The sequence below is a fragment of the Flavobacterium sp. PL002 genome (genome assembly GCF_054165825.1).
Map to the genome: position 1 here is coordinate 3,495,223 of NZ_CM135110.1, position 18,017 is coordinate 3,513,239.

Annotated in this window: 11 protein-coding genes; 10 read left to right on the forward strand and 1 reads right to left on the reverse strand. The window is 32.8% G+C overall.

Annotation, left to right across the window (positions count from 1 at the left end; genetic code table 11):
* Positions 1–3 precede the first annotated feature (3 nt).
* The gene (locus ACVEGE_RS15250) at positions 4–1,056 is read right to left on the reverse strand and encodes an aldose epimerase family protein (RefSeq protein ID WP_192501537.1); all 1,053 of its coding nucleotides are present in this window, start codon (positions 1,054–1,056) and stop codon (positions 4–6) included.
* Between the two features lie 102 nt (positions 1,057–1,158).
* On the opposite strand from ACVEGE_RS15250, the gene ACVEGE_RS15255 reads away from it, so the two are divergent.
* The 10 genes from ACVEGE_RS15255 to ACVEGE_RS15300 all read left to right on the forward strand — a co-directional run bounded on the left by ACVEGE_RS15255 (position 1,159) and on the right by ACVEGE_RS15300 (position 17,672).
* The gene (locus ACVEGE_RS15255) at positions 1,159–2,157 is read left to right on the forward strand and encodes a GntR family transcriptional regulator (protein WP_173857366.1); all 999 of its coding nucleotides are present in this window, start codon (positions 1,159–1,161) and stop codon (positions 2,155–2,157) included.
* A gap of 391 nt (positions 2,158–2,548) precedes the next feature.
* Positions 2,549–2,911, forward strand: a complete 363-nt coding sequence (locus ACVEGE_RS15260) for an ISAon1 family transposase N-terminal region protein (RefSeq protein WP_458008540.1) — start codon at positions 2,549–2,551, stop codon at positions 2,909–2,911.
* 84 nt (positions 2,912–2,995) lie between these two features.
* Positions 2,996–3,877 carry an ISAon1 family transposase gene (locus tag ACVEGE_RS15265; RefSeq protein WP_458008653.1) on the forward strand — a complete coding sequence of 294 codons (882 nt, stop codon included), beginning with the start codon at positions 2,996–2,998 and terminating at the stop codon, positions 3,875–3,877.
* 679 nt (positions 3,878–4,556) lie between these two features.
* Positions 4,557–6,101 carry an AraC family transcriptional regulator gene (locus ACVEGE_RS15270; RefSeq protein WP_192501675.1) on the forward strand — a complete coding sequence of 515 codons (1,545 nt, stop codon included), beginning with the start codon at positions 4,557–4,559 and terminating at the stop codon, positions 6,099–6,101.
* 650 nt (positions 6,102–6,751) lie between these two features.
* Positions 6,752–7,243, forward strand: a complete 492-nt coding sequence (locus tag ACVEGE_RS15275) for a helix-turn-helix domain-containing protein (RefSeq protein ID WP_458008573.1) — start codon at positions 6,752–6,754, stop codon at positions 7,241–7,243.
* Positions 7,244–7,255: 12 nt separating this feature from the next.
* Complete coding sequence (locus ACVEGE_RS15280) at positions 7,256–8,326, forward strand: helix-turn-helix domain-containing protein (RefSeq protein WP_192501677.1); 1,071 nt, start codon at positions 7,256–7,258, stop codon at positions 8,324–8,326.
* A 196-nt stretch (positions 8,327–8,522) separates the two neighbouring features.
* The gene (locus ACVEGE_RS15285; RefSeq protein WP_192501678.1) at positions 8,523–13,721 is read left to right on the forward strand and encodes a DUF7507 domain-containing protein; all 5,199 of its coding nucleotides are present in this window, start codon (positions 8,523–8,525) and stop codon (positions 13,719–13,721) included.
* A 64-nt stretch (positions 13,722–13,785) separates the two neighbouring features.
* Positions 13,786–14,697, forward strand: coding sequence for a PorP/SprF family type IX secretion system membrane protein (locus ACVEGE_RS15290; RefSeq protein WP_192501679.1), 912 nt, complete (start codon positions 13,786–13,788; stop codon positions 14,695–14,697).
* Positions 14,698–14,707: 10 nt separating this feature from the next.
* Positions 14,708–16,648: an OmpA family protein gene (locus tag ACVEGE_RS15295; RefSeq protein WP_192501680.1), complete on the forward strand. Its 1,941-nt coding sequence runs from the start codon at positions 14,708–14,710 to the stop codon at positions 16,646–16,648.
* 676 nt (positions 16,649–17,324) lie between these two features.
* Complete coding sequence (locus ACVEGE_RS15300) at positions 17,325–17,672, forward strand: ISAon1 family transposase N-terminal region protein (RefSeq protein WP_192502004.1); 348 nt, start codon at positions 17,325–17,327, stop codon at positions 17,670–17,672.
* Positions 17,673–18,017 lie beyond the last annotated feature (345 nt).

An 18,017-nucleotide genomic window follows, 5' to 3' on the forward strand; every position in this document is an offset into this window, starting at 1 on the left:
GACTTAAAAAGATTGAAATTTATAGCTAGTTTTGTGGTGGTACACTTCTCCTTTTTTCAAAACTGCAGTAGGGAAATGATCATGATTTGGAGCGTCCGGAAAATTTTGAGTTTCAAAGCAAATACCACTCAAGGGATGGTAATCTGCATTATTCTTCCCTTTTAAAACCTTTGCACAATCACCGCCAACATATATATGCACTCCTGGCTGGTTTGTGTAAACGGTCATTTTTAAATTATTGTTTTTATTGAAAAGGGAGGCTACAAATTCATTTGTTGACTCTAAAACAAAAGTATTGTCAATTTTAGAGGGACATTTTTTAGGAGTACTAAAATCAAATATTCCTTTGGATACATCTAGAACAGTACCTGTTGGGATATTATCTTCTGTAGTCTCTAACATTTTAGTAGAGTTGATGATTAACTCCTGTTCTGAAATAGATGAATTATGGCCATTTAAATTGAAATAACTATGATGCGTTAAATTAATGATGGTATCTTCTGTGGTAGTTGCTTGATATTCGATAATTAATTCATTTTCCTCAGATACTGTGTAGGTAAGTTCAACTACTAGTTCTCCTGGAAAATTTTCATCGTTGTTTGGACTTATCAATCTTAATTTTATGGATGGGTCACCGTTTTCCGTTGCTTCAACAATTTCCCAAATTTTTTGACTGAAGCCATTAGGACCGCCATGAAGGGAATGCTCTCCGTTGTTTATCTTTAATTGTGTTTGTTTGCCATTCAAAACAAATCGGCCTTTATTAATGCGGCCTGCAAACCGTCCTACAGTAGCACCAAAGTAAGGTGCGCTTTGTAAATTATAAGATTCTACATAATCATCTAATGTGTCAAATCCCAAAACGACATCAATAACTTCTCCATTCTTTAAAGGTATTTTTAATGATGTAACTGCAGCGCCTAAATCAATTAGCTGCAGAGACATTCCTTTTTTATTTGTTAATTCACAAGAGTGAACGCTATCTCCGTTAGCTAATAAACCGAAGAATTTCACTAAATAATTAGATATTAAATGTGATATGTGTTTTGTTTTCATTCTTTTTTTATTAAATGCTGAAAATCAAAAGTAAAACAAAAGACTTATTTGGCATACTAGTACCTACCGGTTTTTGTATCTTGCAAAAAAATAAACTATTTTATGAAAATAATTTCTATTCAAAGCAATCTTGGTATTCCAAAATACAAGCAAATTATTTACTCTGTAGAAAAGGCAATTGAGGAAGAAAATCTTAAAAAAGGAGAAAAATTACCATCAGTAAACAAGGTGTGTATGGAACAGTGCTTGTCTAGAGACACTGTGCTTCAGGCGTATGACGAATTAAAAAAAAGAGGAATTATCTACGCTATTCCTGGTAAGGGATATTATGTAAAAAGCACTGAAACTACTATAAAACAAAAGATTTTTCTATTATTTGATGAATTAAACATCTTTAAAGAGGATCTTTATAATTCCTTTTTAAAAAGTGTAGGTAAGGGAGTGCAGGTGGATATTTTTTTTCATCATTTTAATATTCAAGTTTTTAATAAACTGATAAATGATGCAAATGGAAATTATACCAAATATATCGTCATGCCAACAAACTTAAAGGAGGCAACCGCAATTATAAAAACCCTACCAGTTAATGAGGTATATATATTAGACCAAACAAATCCTGAATTGAGAATGTACCCTGCTGTTTATCAGAATCATAGGAAAGATATTTATGATGCGCTACTTAAAGGGAAGGGGAAGCTAAAGAAATACAAGAAATTGATTATGATTTTTCCAGGTTTTAGAGAACCAAATGGAATGAAAGAAGGGTTTGAAAAGTTTTGCAATGATTTCTCATTGCAGTACGAGGTGATCACCAAGTTTTCTAATAGAGTAATTATGCGTGGAGAGGCTTATATTATTCCTAATGACAGGGATTTAGTGCATGTTATTGAAACTTCAAAAGGACAAAAACTACAATTAGGTATTGATTACGGAATCATCTCTTATAATGATACGCCGCTCAAAAAAGTCGTTGAAAACGGAATTACCACTATTTCGACCAATTTTGAAGCTATGGGAAAAATATTGGCTCAAATGATTCTGAAGAATAAAAAAGAGCAAATAGAGAATAAATGCGCCTTAATTCTCCGTAATTCATTATAGCATAATATAATGGCTCTGTCGCGTCTGTTTAATAACTATTATCTTTAAAGCTTCAAAATATATTAAATGAACACCAAAGGTTATTGTTATCCCAAAGCTATTATTCGTCAGGCCGTTTATTTCAAATTGAGATTTACATTGAGTTACAGGGGAGTTGAGGAAATAATGAGGAGTACTAGTATAATTGCAAATTACATTTTAAATGGATTTGAAGACAAGGTGGTTTTGTTATTGTAAGGGTGAAAACTACAGTGCGCTCAACTGTGCATTAAACTGTGCATTGGAAGCTATGTAGTATTTTGATGTTTTTTTGCTATATTAGGGATCAAGTCTAAAAGTTGTGGGGAAATATTAAAAAAGGGATATTTGTGTTTTTAAAAATAAGATACAAATGCAAGATTCTTTTACCGAACTTCTCAAATTATTACTACCCGAAATTATTGTTGACTATTTTGAGTTAACCTCATACAAGAAAGCAGATGAAGTTTTGCATTTATACTTAAAAGAGATTAATTCCCCCCCTAAAGAATATCGTAATGAGAAACTAAGTTCCAAGGGATTCTTTGATGAAATAACAGTTCAAGATTTTCCCATTCGAGGACATCAGGTTTATCTTCATATCACACGCAGAAGATGGCTTAATGAAGACACTAGTAAAGTTGTATTTAGAGATTGGAATTTAGTAGCAGACGGAACTCGAGTAACACAAGAGTTTGCGTCTTTTTTAAAAGAGATCAATAGATTCCAAGGCTAATGACTGTAATGCCATAGCCTCTTTTTATGGAGTTAAAGGAAAAAATCTACAACATCAATACAAGGATTTTTAAGTAATTTTAAAATTTGGGATCAAAAACCACATGCTAAACAATGGCTTCTATTTGCCCAAAATATTGGCAAACGTTTGTCTATAGACGAAACTTCACTATCCAATGGTGAACTCTATACTATTTTGACAAACAAAACTGCAAAAGGAAGAAAAGGAGCTATAGTAGCTATGATTGCTGGCACTAAAGCTGAAACAGTAATTTCAATCATTGAAAAAATCCCAATTAAGCGACGAAATTTAGTCACTGAAATCACTTTAGATATGGCAGGAAATATGGGTCTAATCGCCAAGAAATGCTTCCCAAATGCAACACGAGTTACTGATAGATTTCATGTACAAAAACTAGCTACAGAGGCTTTACAAGAAATAAGAATAAAATACCGTTGGCAAGCAATAGACCACGAAAACGAGGCTATAGAAAAAGCTAAGAAAAACAAGAAAAAATTCGAACCTACAATTTTATCAAATGGAGATACCATTAAGCAATTACTAGCCCGAAGTCGATACATCTTGTATAAAAACAAATCAAAATGGTCAGAAAAACAAACGGAAAGAGCCAAATTGCTATTCGAATTATACCCCGATATTGAAAAAGCGTACGGATTAGCTCAAGATTTACGAAATGTTTTTGAAAACACAACTGATAAAATATACGCACTAACCAGATTAGCTAAATGGCATGAAAAAGTAAATCAAGCAGAATTTAAATCCTTTAATACAATATCTAGAACGATACAGAATCATTATCAAACAATACTAAACTACTTTGATAACAGAAGTACAAATGCGTCTGCAGAATCTTTTAACGCAAAGATAAAAGCTTTTAGGTCTCAATTTAGAGGAGTAAGAAACATCGAGTTCTTCCTTTTTAGGCTAACAAATATATATGCCTAATTTTTACTTCCCCACAGGTTTTCGTTATGATCCTATATTAGCTCTAATTAGTTGATTTTAGGCTACTTTTGACTGTAAAACATAAAAAAACCCCAACATCTGTTGGGGTTTTGTGACCTTGACTGGACAATTTACAAACCATTTTATGAATGATTTAAAGAAGTTAGCTATGTGGAATTCATGGTAGTAGCCAGTGCTAATCTGTATGTAGTTGTAAGTAAAGTTATGCCGTTATTTTTGTAATATCAAGGTCGTAATCTAGCTAGTGAGAATTTGTTTTTACTAACTTCGAGAAATGGACTCCGTTACCTATAAAGATTCCGTAGTAATTAAATGTTTTATTATACATTATTAAAGAAGATAGCGACCGATTGTAAATTTCAAAGTTTTTATTAATTGATTAAACCAGAGTATTCTTCTTCCTGTTTTAATTTTAAAATATGGGTAATGAAGACAACCCGAAAATAAAAATTAGACAAAATTCATCTGATGTAGAAAAAACTGTAGATTTTGAAAATAAACAATAACACTTATAACCACCGTATTTACAGTATTTATACTAAATTTGTACACCATTTGAATTTCCTATTTTATATTTATGCTTTTCAGAAAAAAGTCTATTCAGTTTTTATATTTCCGCGAGTTATTTTACATAAGTTCTATTTTACTTTTCCTATTCATGTGTCCTAATTTAATTTATGGTCAACAAAAAAAGTTTGATAGTGTTTTTTATAATACTGCCGTAAATATTTCTGGTACTGACACACAAAAAGCATTGCGTATTGCCGATTCGCTTTATCGGAAAACACCTGAAAAGAGAAACAAGCTTCGTGCTTTGATGTTAACTGCTGATATTTATACCAAAAAAGGTCAGATCAATAAAGCGATTGAGTATGCCTTAAAAGCCAATTTATTAGCCGAGGAAACCAATAATTACGAATGGATTGCTCGAATTTCAGGGTTTCTTTCGACACAATATCGATCTACGGGTTTAAAAAGTGCTGGAAAACGGTTTCTTTCAAAAGGAATGAATGCAGCACAAAAGATCAGCGATACAAATATGGCCTATCTTTTTCTAGCCACCGCTTATCAAGAAAATGCGTACTATGAAATGGAGGACAAAGCGTTTCAAAAAGCTATTGAAAGTCTAAAAAAAGCAGATTCCTTATTTAAAAAATTACCAGAAAATCCAACCAAATATTTTATGCTAGCTACAAATGCAGAAATGTTAGGGAAAAATAATTTTTTTGATTTCAATTTTAACATAGCACAAAAGCACTATTCAGAAGGGCTTCTTTACTTAGAAAAAGCTTCGGCAGAAGACTCTCCGTTAAAAGGGTTTATTTATGACGGATTAGGAAAAGTTTTTTTTAGTCAAAAAAATTACGACAAAGCCCATAACTATTTTTTAAAAGCAGCAGCTATAGCAGAAAAAGTAGATTTCACAACTTTGAAAACGGAAGTATATCAAGATCTTTCTAATTATTATGATCTGGTCAAAGACATGCCAAATTACAAACATTACAACAAATTGTATAATATAATTGTGCAAAGTCAAATTAAGGAAAACAAGCAAAGTGCTGACAAAATTGTGTCCTCAATCAATAAAGAAGCACAAAGATCTTCCAAGAGTAAAGAAAACTATTTATACCTTTTGGGTTTCATCCTTTTCATACTGTCCTTTACTTTTATACTTTATGTTATTCACAAAAAAAGAGAAAAGAAAAAATTTCAACAAATCCTAAAATTGCTAAAAGAAAGAAATTTACAATCCAATGCATCAGAAATTTCAAAGGCTTTATCTGAAAACAAAAAATTACAAACTGAAGAAAAACAATCCACATTAATGATGTCTCCAGCCGTTGAAGAACTGCTTGTTGACAAACTAAGGAAATTTGAATTGGGGAATAAATTTACCAATAATTCAATTTCACTTTCCTCGTTGTCTACATTATTGGAAACGAATTCTAAATATCTCTCGTATGTAATCAATCTACATAAAGGCAAGGATTTTAATTCTTACATCAATGAACTTCGGATTTTTTACATTATCAATAAAATTGAAAATGACACCATCTATGCCAATTATAAAATAAGTTATTTGGCACAAGAATCGGGTTTTTCATCACATAGTAAATTTTCGGCGGTATTCAAAAAGGTGACTGGACTCCCTCCAACTGTTTTTTTAGAACAATATAAATCTTCAAAATCAAAAAAGAATTAAAGCTGAAAGATGTGGTTTAAGTAACTGAAATAAAATACTTTGATTTTTATTCAGCAAAGAATAACTGATTATTTAATCTATTAGGATTCCTGAATATGAATAGCCAAAACTTATTTTGGCAGTATTTTATTGATACTTTTACGGATTAATAAAATGCTTCAACAAATATTCGTTTTTATTTTAGAATTTAGAAAACTGCACTAAAACACATTAATTTTTTTTTATATAATATGCACGAATCAACTAAATATATTAAATTTTGCTTTGTATTTTTACTAACGCATTTTTTAAGCTTTTATTTTAAAATATTACCGCTAGGACTTATTTATGGACCACTAATTTATGCCATTGCTTATGGTATTCCCATAAAGACTTTTATTTCCCATTTGATTATCCCTGTACTCTTTTTTTGTTACGGATTGCTAATTGCCTTAAGGGTTTTTAATTGGGATAATTCTTTACCACTCTCCTTTGTTTCGGTTTATTACCTTCTTATTTCTATTTCTATGGTGGGTTATTATTTAGTTGTATTTTTTAGAAAATCACAACAACGGACTCACTATTCAAAAATAAAAAAGGAACTCTTGCACTTATTGAAGTTTTTTTATGTTATGGGTTGCCTATTTACAATCGTTTTGTTTTTCAACAGCATGGGTATCATTAAAAACTGGGGATTCAATTGCCAATATTTAATCAATTTACTAATTGGTTCAGCTATTTTTGTTGTAGTGTATTATTTATTCGAAAACCATAAAGAAATTAAAAATCTCAATAGAACTTTTCCTTATATAGTAGAAAATTCTAAGATGATGGAAGAATTAGAAGAAAAGTTAACTATTTTTTTTCAAGAAACCCAATTGTTTCTAAAATCGGATATCACTCTTGAAATGCTTTCTGAAGAATCCAAAATACCAAAACATCATTTAACAAGATTGTTTAATTTGCATATGAGTAAGAATTTTTATTTAGTAATTGGAGAATATAGAATACAATATGCAAAAAAGCGTCTCGAAGAAGACAACAATTTGACAATTGAGTCTCTTTCTTTTGAATGTGGCTTTAGCAGTAAATCAACATTTAATAAATATTTTAAGGAACAAATAGGTTCTTCACCATCAGAATATCGTTTAAATTTTTCATAAGAAAGTATTGTAATGATTATTAAAGCTATTCTTCTTCTAATATTATTTTTTTGTGTCATTAGTTTTTTTCAACTTCTTAAAAGCAAAGAGGCTTTTTACACTACTATAAAGATTAATCTTGCATTAATTTTTATCCATATTTTTCACATTTTTCTTTGTGAATGGTTAATTCCTGAGCAACCCTATCTAAGCACTGCCGCGCCATATGCACTATTGTATGGTCCAATTTTTTACTATACAAATTCTAAACTACAAAATATAAATTTCAATCGATATATTTGGTTTTTCCACTTGGTGCCCTTTTTAGCTTTTGCCATTTCTTATATCTTGATTTTTTTTCCAGATTTATCAAGCATTATCACAATCAATAGAAATCTAAAAATTCTAAACACAATAATACCTATTTCTTTTTTGTGCTATGTCTTAGCTTCCATTCTACAAAAGAAAAGGGTCAACAGCCCTGATTTTTTACCTGAAGTCAAGGAATTTATTTTCACTATAGGAATGTTTTTAGTTTTCATTGCCATTTTCTCCTATGTAGCGTTTGTGCATGAAAAACAAAATACTAACAATCTCTATATTAATCGTTTGATACTCTATTCTAGCATATTGGCAATAGTTATTTATATGTATTGTTTTCTCTACAAAATTAATAGGGATAGAGGTGAAATCACTACACAATCCCTAAATAGCAAGGGAGTCACAAAACCAGATAAATATACTAAAGTAAAAATTACGGAAAAACAACTGGATGAATATGAAGAAAAACTATACTTTTTTATGAGTGAAAGTAAAATTTTCTTAGATATCGATTTATCATTAGGCAAGCTTTCTAAAGAACTCAAGATTCCAAAATACCATTTAACACAATTGCTTAGTCTTCGTTTAGGTACAAACTTCAATCAATTTATCAATTCCTATCGAATAAAGTACGCTTGTAACATACTTTTAAAAGATAAAGACATTCGATTAGAAACGCTTATTTTTCAATCAGGATTCAATTCGAAATCGTCATTTAATCGCAACTTCAAAACGATAACAGGCAAAACTCCTACTGAATATTCTTTTCAGGAAATACAATAGCAAATCAGAGATAAATACATCCCAAAATATGTTGTTAATCATTTATTTTCTACAAATAAAAATAAAATAGCACAATCAGCTGAAAACGAAGATAATAGATAGGTGTCAATTTTTTAGCAAGGCGTACAGCCTAATTATTTGGCACTGTTTTTTTTGCATTGGCGACTAATTTTGGCGGCAATCTAAATCTTAAACAATGAGAATGAAACTAAAAATGATTGTGTTGATTTTATTTGCTCTTGTATTCCATAAAGCAAACGCACAATATGCAACCACGCATTATATAGCCCCTTCACCATGGCAATATTGGAGCAATGCAAATGAAATTATACTTACAACCGAGTCTATCACACCGGTCACCGTCACTTTAAAGAAAAGTGATGGAACATTGCTAGACACAAGAACAGTAACCTCCGCATCACCAGATATATCACGTTTTGCAGGCTTGCCTTGGAATTTACCTAATAATAAAGTTAGCAAGATTGAAAATGATCTTGGTTTAATTATCGAAGCTGTAGGAGGAAAAGTATCTGTAAATCTTAGAAATGTTGCTTCAGATCAAGCTAGTAGTTCTGGAGGAGACACAAATGGAGGTACAATAAAAGGAAATGCCTCATTAGTCAGTTTTGGTAACGAAGGCCGAGGAACCTCTTTTCGTTTGGGCTATTATAGAAGTGATTTTAATGGAATATTAGGTTTTAACGGAACTGCTCAAAGACCTATTTATGCTATTATGGCCATCGATAATGCTACACAAGTAAAGCTAAACGGATCTAATCTTGTTCTCTTAAATAAAGGCCAAAGTTATTTAATCCAACCTAATGGGATTGGAGATTTACTAGAGGCAAACAAACCTATCGTTGCAAATACAGGTGCTTACACAGATGCTCCTGGAGGCTGCGGTGACGGAACAGTAGACCAAATGGCTCCCATAAGTATATTGGGAAGTGACTATATTGTAATTAGAGGAAGTGGTACTGCAGGAAAAGGAACAAATCTGCCAGAACAGACTACTATAATTGCTACGGAGCCCAACACCACAGTTGTAGTTAAAAATTATGATACTTTAGGTGTTTCAATTTCTTCTCAAACCTATACACTTGCCTTGGGTGGTAGCTTTCAGTCTATTCATCATGGAGATGCTGCAAATCGTTATTCTTCTTCTGAAATCAAATCAAATCATCCAGTTGCTGTTTATTCTGGAACTGCCCAAGGCTGCGAAGTTGATATTGCAACTTCACTTCCTGTGGGGGGATGTTCTGGCTCAAAATGGACTTCTACAAGTAAATATAGAGAATATGTAGGAGGTTTATCAGCCAATTTACTACCTTATTTTGGATTTATATTAGTAGAGTCACCTACAGATATTGTTTATGTAAATGGCGATAACCTTGAGACAAAAACAGGCAAGCCTCGTTTTCAAATTGGTACAACAGGGTTTTACCAAATACAGTTTGACAATATTTTAATTGGAAACCCAGACAATCTTATTATCAATTCTACAGCCAGAATGAATGTAGGCGTTGTTCAACAAGGAGGAGGATTTTCGATGTCAGGATTCTTTTCTTCTTTCAATGAAACACCAGCTTTACCAGAAGTTACAAAAGACAGTAATGGCTGCGCCATCAATATTTTAACCGCAGATGGGGGTTTAGAACCCTATCAATGGTATTTAGACGGCGTACTCCTACCAGGAGCAAATAGTCAATCTCTAGTCCCAATATTAACTGGAAACTATTCTATTACAGGAACACGTGATTGTGGTGTTACAGGAAAATCTGCTGCTGTTTATGTTAGCGTTTGTGGTGACCGCGGAGTTACAAAGACAGTATCTGATGGACCTGGTGAGAATGAAGTTATCTTTTCAGTTGTCGTGGCTAACAATGGACCAAATGCAGATAGTAATGTTGTAGTAACAGATGTTTTGCCGTCTGGATATACTCTTAATTCATCAACACCTACTGTAGGCAGTTATGCACCAGCTACCGGAATATGGACCGTTGGAAATTTAGCGGTTAATGCAACTGCTACGCTAACAATTAATGCTACTATAAAAGCTACTGGTGCTGTTACAAATACAGCAATCGTAACAGGTGATAACAATGATATTATTATTACTAACAATAAAGAATCCGCTACTCCTTTAGCAAAATTAACACTTGTAAAAACAGCCAGAGTTGGTGTTAAAAATAAGGTAGGAGATATTATTATTTATGATCTTGTACTTACTAATACTGGTAAAGTTCCAGTTATAAACATTGCTATTACAGATATTAATGCAGATAACGGAAGTATTTCTCCCGCATCAGTTAGCTCACTAGCGCCTGGAGCATCTGTAAACATAACAGCAAATCATACTGTAACACAAGCCGATCTTATTGCTTCAAAAGTAACAAATACTGCTAAAGCTGAAGGAACTGACGGAAGTAATAATCCGGTATCGGATATATCTGGAACAGATGAAAATAATGATACCCCAACAATAACGGAAACTAAATATCCAATCATTGCCCAAGATGATAGCATAAACGGAATTAACGGAACAGTTGGTGCGACTAATGTTTTTAACATCTATTCTAATGACCAAATAAATAATTCGACTGTAGTTACCCCAGCAGATGTCAATATAACTATTGGAACCACTGGGATTCCTACTGGATTAGTCCTAAATTCAAATGGAAGTGTCGATGTTGAGGCAGGAACCCTCGCTGGAACCTATACTTTTGATTACACAATCTGTGAGGTTGCTTTTCCATTAAATTGTGCTACTGCCAAAGCTACAGTTGTGGTTACAACTATCGATGCTACGAATGACACAGCTACTCCAATCAACGGAATAACTGGTGGAAAAACTCCAACTATTTTTGATAATGATACTTTAAATGGAGTGGATTTTATACCAGCTGACGTAGTAGTTTCAACTTCAACTCCTCTTCCAACAGGATTAACGTTGAATGTTGATGGAACTATTACAGTTGCGCCAAATACAACTCTAGGAAACTATCCTATTACTTATACTATTTGTCAAGTGGCTAATTCAGGAATCTGTGATACGGCTATCGCTACTGTTGTGGTTACAACTATCGATGCTATGAATGACACATCTGCTCCAATCAACGGAACAACTGGTGGAGAAACTCCAACTATTTTTGATAATGACACTTTAAATGGAGTAGATTTTATACCAGCTGACGTGGTAGTTTCAACTTCAACTCCTCTTCCAACAGGATTAACGTTGAATGTTGATGGAACTATTACAGTTGCACCAAATACAACTCCAGGAACATATCCTATCACTTATACTATTTGTCAAGTGGCTAATTCAGGAATATGTGATACAGCTATCGCTACGGTTGTGGTTACAACTATCGATGCTACGAATGACACAGCTACTCCAATCAACGGAACAACTGGTGGAGAAACTCCAAGTATTTATGCTAATGACACTTTAAATGGAGTAGATTTTGTACCAGCTGACGTGGTAGTTTCAACTTCAACTCCTCTTCCAACAGGATTAACGTTGAATGTTGATGGAACTATTACAGTTGCACCAAATACAACTCCAGGAACATATCCTATCACTTATACTATTTGTCAAGTGGCTAATTCAGGAATCTGCGATACGGCTATCGCTACAGTTGTGGTTACAACTATCGATGCTACGAATGACACAGCTACTCCAATCAACGGAACAACTGGTGGAAAAACTCCAACTATTTTTGAGAATGATACTTTAAATGGAGTAGATTTTATACCAGCTGACGTAGTAGTTTCAACTTCAACTCCTCTTCCAACAGGATTAACGTTGAATGTTGATGGAACTATTACAGTTGCGCCAAATACAGCTCCAGGAACGTATCCTATCACTTATATTATTTGTCAAGTGGCTAATTCAGGAATCTGTGATACGGCAACAGTAACCGTTTTGGTTCAAACACCAGGTATTGAAATTATCAAGAAGGCAACTTTCAATGATATTAATGGAGATGGTTTTGCTCAATCAGGAGAAACAATTACTTATAATTTTGATGTTAGAAATACAGGAACAATGTCCTTAACAAATGTTGTTGTAACTGATCCAATGGTAACAGTAACTGGCGGTCCAATTGCATTAGATATCAATAATGAAGATACTACAACATTTAAAGCAGTATATGTGCTTAAGCAAAATGATGTAGATGCTGGAATAGTAAATAATCAGGCTTTGGTTACTGCTAGTCCACTTGTTGGCAATCCCATATCAAATACATCGGATAGTAACAACCCTATGTTGATTGGTAAAAATGACCCAACTACTACACTATTAACCCAGAATCCAAAATTGCGACTTATGAAATCAGGAAAATATACTGATTTTAATAATGATGGAAAAGTAAGTGTGGGTGACGTAATCGATTACAGTTTTAAAGTAATCAATACAGGAAATGTAACCATTAAAAACATTGTGATAACAGATCCAATGGTTACTGTTTTAGGTGGACCAATTGCATCTTTAGAACCTTCAAAAACTGATGAAATAACATTTACAGCAAAATATATTATTACACAAGCTGACATAGATTTGGGAGCCGTTTACAATTTAGCTTTAGCTGAAGGAGATGATCCTAAAGGAAATAAAATTTTAGAAGATTCCGAAGATGTATCACCATTATCTGTAAATGACCCATTTTATATGAGTGTTTGCCCAACTTGTACCGTTACAATTTTAGAACAAAAATCAAGTATAAGTTTAATTAAAACGGCAACTTTTAATGATGCTAATAATAATGGAAATGCAGAAGCAGGTGAAACAATTACGTATAATTTCACAATAACAAATACTGGAAACGTAGGATTAACAAATGTGACTATTACTGATCCTCTTCCAGGAATTGTGATGACAGGGAGCGCTATCAATTTAGCAGTTGGTCAAAGTGATACTTCTACATTCAAAGGGATTTATACCATTAAACAAAGTGATATTAATGCCGGTAAAGTATCAAATCAAGCTTTCGTGACTGCTAAAAATCCATTAGGAATTGAGGTGAAAGACAGCTCTGACAATTCTGATCCAAATGGAGATAGCCCAACAGTCCTTTCAATTCAAGGGTGTATTATAAAAGTATTCAATGCCCTGTCATTAAATGGAGACAATCAAAACGAACGTTTTTATGTTCAAGGTCTAGAATGTTATCCTGATAATACGGTTGAAATTTATAACCGTTGGGGAGTTTTAGTCTTTGATCGTGATCATTATAACAATGAAGAGCGTGCTTTTAGAGGAAAGTCTGAGGGACGCACAACCATTAAACAATCCGATGGACTACCTGTAGGAACTTATTTCTATGTAATCAAATACAAGGATAGCGATTCTAATATGCATCAGCAAGCTGGTTATTTATTTCTTAATAAGTAATCATTAAAACAATTTGAAATGGCTTAGTGAATTAAGCTAAGCCATTTTTTTAAAAATAAAAATTATGAAAAAAATCATTCTATTTTTTCTGTTTTCCTCAAGCACATTATTTGCGCAACAAGACGCGCAGTTTACACAATATATGTACAATACAATAAATATCAATCCTGCTTATGCCGGCTCTCGTGGAGCTTTGAGTATCTTCGGATTGTATCGTACACAATGGGTTGGATTAGATGGTGCACCAGAAACCAGCTCTTTTTCAATAAACACACCCATATCCAATAGCAATCTTGGACTAGGTTTATCTTTGATAAATGATAAAATTGGCCCCACTAACGAAAATACTTTTTCAGCCGATTTATCTTACTCTGTTCCAACTTCAGAAGATTTTAAACTTTCTTTTGGTATAAAAGCTACAGCGAACTTATTCAATCTGGATGTTAACAAATTAAATCCGGAAAACCAAGGAGATCCAAGTTTACAAGATTTCGGAAATAAATTTACGCCTAATATTGGTGCTGGAATTTTTTGGCATTCTGACAAAGCATATATTGGTTTATCCGTCCCAAATTTCATAGAAACTAGTCGATACAGTGATAATGATGTTACCATATACAAGGACAAAATCAATTACTATTTAATGGCTGGTTATGTCTTCAACTTAGATAGATATGAATACGTGAAATTTAAACCTGCAATTTTAACTAAAATGGTTGAAGGTGCTCCTTTACAAGTAGATCTTTCTGCTAATTTTCTATTTAATGATAAATTTACAGTGGGAATTGCTTATCGATGGAGTGCTGCATTAAGTGCAATGGTTGGCTTTCAGATAACTGATGGAATGTTTTTGGGTTATGCTTACGATCGTGAAACTACCAATTTAAGCAATTACAATTCAGGATCCCACGAAATATTTCTACGTTTCGAAATTTTAAATAAATATAGCCGCATAACTTCACCTCGATTCTTCTAATCCTTCTATTATGAAAATTAAAAAAATACTTTATACAGGTTTGATTATCCTACTGGCATTAAATGCAAGCGCACAAAAGGCAGCATTAACCAAGGCTGATAATAATTACAATAAATATGCTTATATCGATGCAATAGCTACTTACGAAAAAGTGGCCGAAAAAGGATATAAAGACGAAGAAATGTTCCAAAAGCTAGGAAACGCGTACTATTTCAATGGTGAACTAACTAAAGCTTTAATATGGTATGATGCCCTTTTTGCTATGAATACAAAGCAAGAACCTGAATATTATTATAGATATGCACAAACCTTGAAAGCATCTGGAAATTATACCAAAGCAGATCAAACCCTAGAAACCTTCACTAAGCTTTTAATAGCAGATAAAAGAGGACTTTTATTTGAAAGCAATAAGGATTATCTAGAACAAATTAAATTAAATTCAGGTCGTTTTGAAGTAACAGATGCAGGAATTAATTCAAAGTATTCTGATTATGGAAGTGCTTTTTATAATAATAAACTAGTTTTCGCCTCGGCAAGAGATACTGGAGGAATCGCCAAAAAGACTCAAAAATGGACGAATCAATCGTTTACCAATTTATATGCAGCTGAATTAAAATCAGATGGAACAATTGGAGAACCCGAACGTTTTGACAGAAAAATCAATTCTAAATTCAACGAATCTACACCTATTTTTACAAAAGATGGTCAAACTATGTACTTTACTAGAAACAATTTCTTGGAAGGTAAAAGAGGAAAAGATGATAAAAGAATTACTTTGTTAAAATTGTACAAAGCTGATTATGTAAATAAAAAATGGACAAACATTACCGAATTACCATTCAATAGCGACCTATATAGCGTGGCTCATCCCGCTCTTAGTTTAAATGAAAAAACATTGTATTTTGCTTCCGATATGCCAGGAACTTTAGGACTATCGGATTTATTCCGCGTAACCATTAATAATGATGGAAGCTTCGGAAAACCTGAAAATCTTGGCGCAGGAATTAATACCGAAGGGAGAGAAACATTTCCATTTATTTCAGGAGACAATGAACTTTATTTTTCTAGCGACGGAAGACCGGGTTTAGGCGGACTTGATGTTTATGTAACGAAACTAAATGGCTACAATAGTTTTGGAGCGGTTCTAAACATAGGAGCACCGATTAACACTGGACAAGATGACTTTGCTTTTATCATTAATTACGAAACCAGAAAAGGCTTTTTCACTTCTAATAGAGAAGGTGGAAATGGTTACGATGATATTTATCAATTTTCTGAAAACAAAAAACTTGTTTGTGAACAATCTCTAACTGGGACTATTGTTGATGTAGAGACTAATATCGTTTTAGCAAATACAAAAGTAACCTTGTTGGATAGGTCCTTCAAAATACTAGCTGAAATCACGACAGGCGCTGCTGGTAATTTTACATTTCAAGTAAATTGTGGCAAGAGCTATTATGTGAGAGCCGAAAAACAAGAGTACGAAACCAAAGAAACGCCTATTACAATTGAATCAAAAACAGGAAAAGAAAATCTAAAAATCGCTTTAGAAAAAAGAATTAAAACCATACAATCTGGAACTGACTTAGCCAAAACACTTGCTATTCCGTTGATTTATTTTGATTTAGACAAATCTTTTATCACCAAAGCAGCAGCATTCCAGCTAGAGAAAATTGTAGCTGTAATGAACCAATATCCTAATATGAAAATTGATGTTCGTTCGCATACTGACAGTCGCCAAACGGCAAAATACAATATGGCTTTATCAGACCGAAGAGCAAAATCGACCATTCAATGGCTTGTTCAAAATGGCATTAACAAAAGTAGATTGACCGGAAAAGGATATGGAGAATCACAGCTCGTAAATCAATGTTCAGATGGCGTTGCATGTTCTGAGGCAGAACATCAACTAAATAGGCGAAGTGAATTTATTATCATGTCAATAGAATAGTGTATTAGAATCTTTATTTAATTATATTCAAGGTGATTAGCTAATTTAGTTTTATCAAATGCAAATAGAATTTGAACAATGTGCGAATAGGTTTGAAATTATCGAAGAATGATATTAAATATTAGATTTTAGCCACTGACAAGACACAAGAAGACAAACAACGCCAATGTAAGATATTGGCGTTGTTTTTTTTATAATTTATATTATTTTAGATTTTTAAAAAAAGTCAAAACAGGTGTAAGGTATTTGATTGTAAACCCTGACAGCCCACAATACTTCCAATAAACATGTAATAATTGTTTTTGTTAAAATGGTATATGATCAAATTCAATGAAACTTTCTAGAGGAAAGGATGCATGTTGTAGGGGAAGAATTTTAACAGCCTTAAATAGTAGCGAAAAGATAGAATTCGGACAACCGATATTTTGATAACTCAAATTTTGTTTGTGACAGATATAATAAATAGGTGCTTCAGTTTGAATTCGAATTAAAGGCATGCAAGGAGCAAATTGGAATAAGTAAAAAAAAGCTATCTAACAACAAAAAAAGGATATTGAAAAAGTTAAAGATATTGGTGACCGTTTGGTTAGACTTTTAGATTGATTCTGGATCAAGAGCAAAACCTGTGGAGGAATTGTAAAAAAAAAATTAGAAATTTGTCGAACTACAATTTGAGATGACTTCTATAGACCTTTTAAAATTCATGCTGCCGGATTTTTTAGTTGAACACTTTGAAGTTGTTTCTGCTGAAAACACAGAGGAAATATTACACCTATATTTTGAGGAGAAAATTACGCCTCCGAAAGAGTTTAATACACTTAAATTACTCTCGAAAGGATTTCAGGATGAAATTATCATTCAAGATTTTCCTCTAAGAGGAAAATTAGTGTATTTGCATATTAAAAGACTCCGTTGGACTAATAAATCTAAAGGAGGAATTATTAAAAGAGACTGGGTTTTAGTTGCTAAAGGAACTCGCATGACTGAAGAGTTTTCGGCTTTTTTAAAAGAAATTAATAGATAATAGCGCTACAGACTGTCACACCATTGGTAGATTTTTTGGGCTGAACGGAAAAAAACTTCAAAGACATTATAAAAAACACCTAAGTTCCTTCAATACGTGGGTTCCACGAGAACACTAATTTCTCACTCTTAATATTTTGAAATGCTTTTTTACTTGATTGAGAGCATAAATAAACCATTAAACAGTTGTTGTTTAATAGTTTGTGTGTAGCGAGAACGAGATTTTACCCCATGACCTCAGGGGTATGAAAATTGAAATTTTACTTTTGGGAATTTGTAAAGTACTGATTGTTAGGCATTGTTTTTTTTAGAATAAATTGATTTATTCTGTAATTTTTATTTTTCC

Bases quoted from the DNA above. Each gene is read 5' to 3' on its own strand.
- ACVEGE_RS15295 (WP_192501680.1), top strand. From the start codon at position 14,708: ATGAAAATTAAAAAAATACTTTATACAGGTTTGATTATCCTACTGGCA.
- ACVEGE_RS15255 (WP_173857366.1), top strand. From the start codon at position 1,159: ATGAAAATAATTTCTATTCAAAGCAATCTTGGTATTCCAAAATACAAG.
- ACVEGE_RS15250 (WP_192501537.1), bottom strand. From the start codon at position 1,056: ATGAAAACAAAACACATATCACATTTAATATCTAATTATTTAGTGAAA.
- ACVEGE_RS15275 (WP_458008573.1), top strand. From the start codon at position 6,752: ATGGGTATCATTAAAAACTGGGGATTCAATTGCCAATATTTAATCAAT.
- ACVEGE_RS15290 (WP_192501679.1), top strand. From the start codon at position 13,786: ATGAAAAAAATCATTCTATTTTTTCTGTTTTCCTCAAGCACATTATTT.
- ACVEGE_RS15300 (WP_192502004.1), top strand. From the start codon at position 17,325: ATGACTTCTATAGACCTTTTAAAATTCATGCTGCCGGATTTTTTAGTT.
- ACVEGE_RS15285 (WP_192501678.1), top strand. From the start codon at position 8,523: ATGAGAATGAAACTAAAAATGATTGTGTTGATTTTATTTGCTCTTGTA.
- ACVEGE_RS15280 (WP_192501677.1), top strand. From the start codon at position 7,256: ATGATTATTAAAGCTATTCTTCTTCTAATATTATTTTTTTGTGTCATT.
- ACVEGE_RS15270 (WP_192501675.1), top strand. From the start codon at position 4,557: ATGTGTCCTAATTTAATTTATGGTCAACAAAAAAAGTTTGATAGTGTT.
- ACVEGE_RS15260 (WP_458008540.1), top strand. From the start codon at position 2,549: ATGCAAGATTCTTTTACCGAACTTCTCAAATTATTACTACCCGAAATT.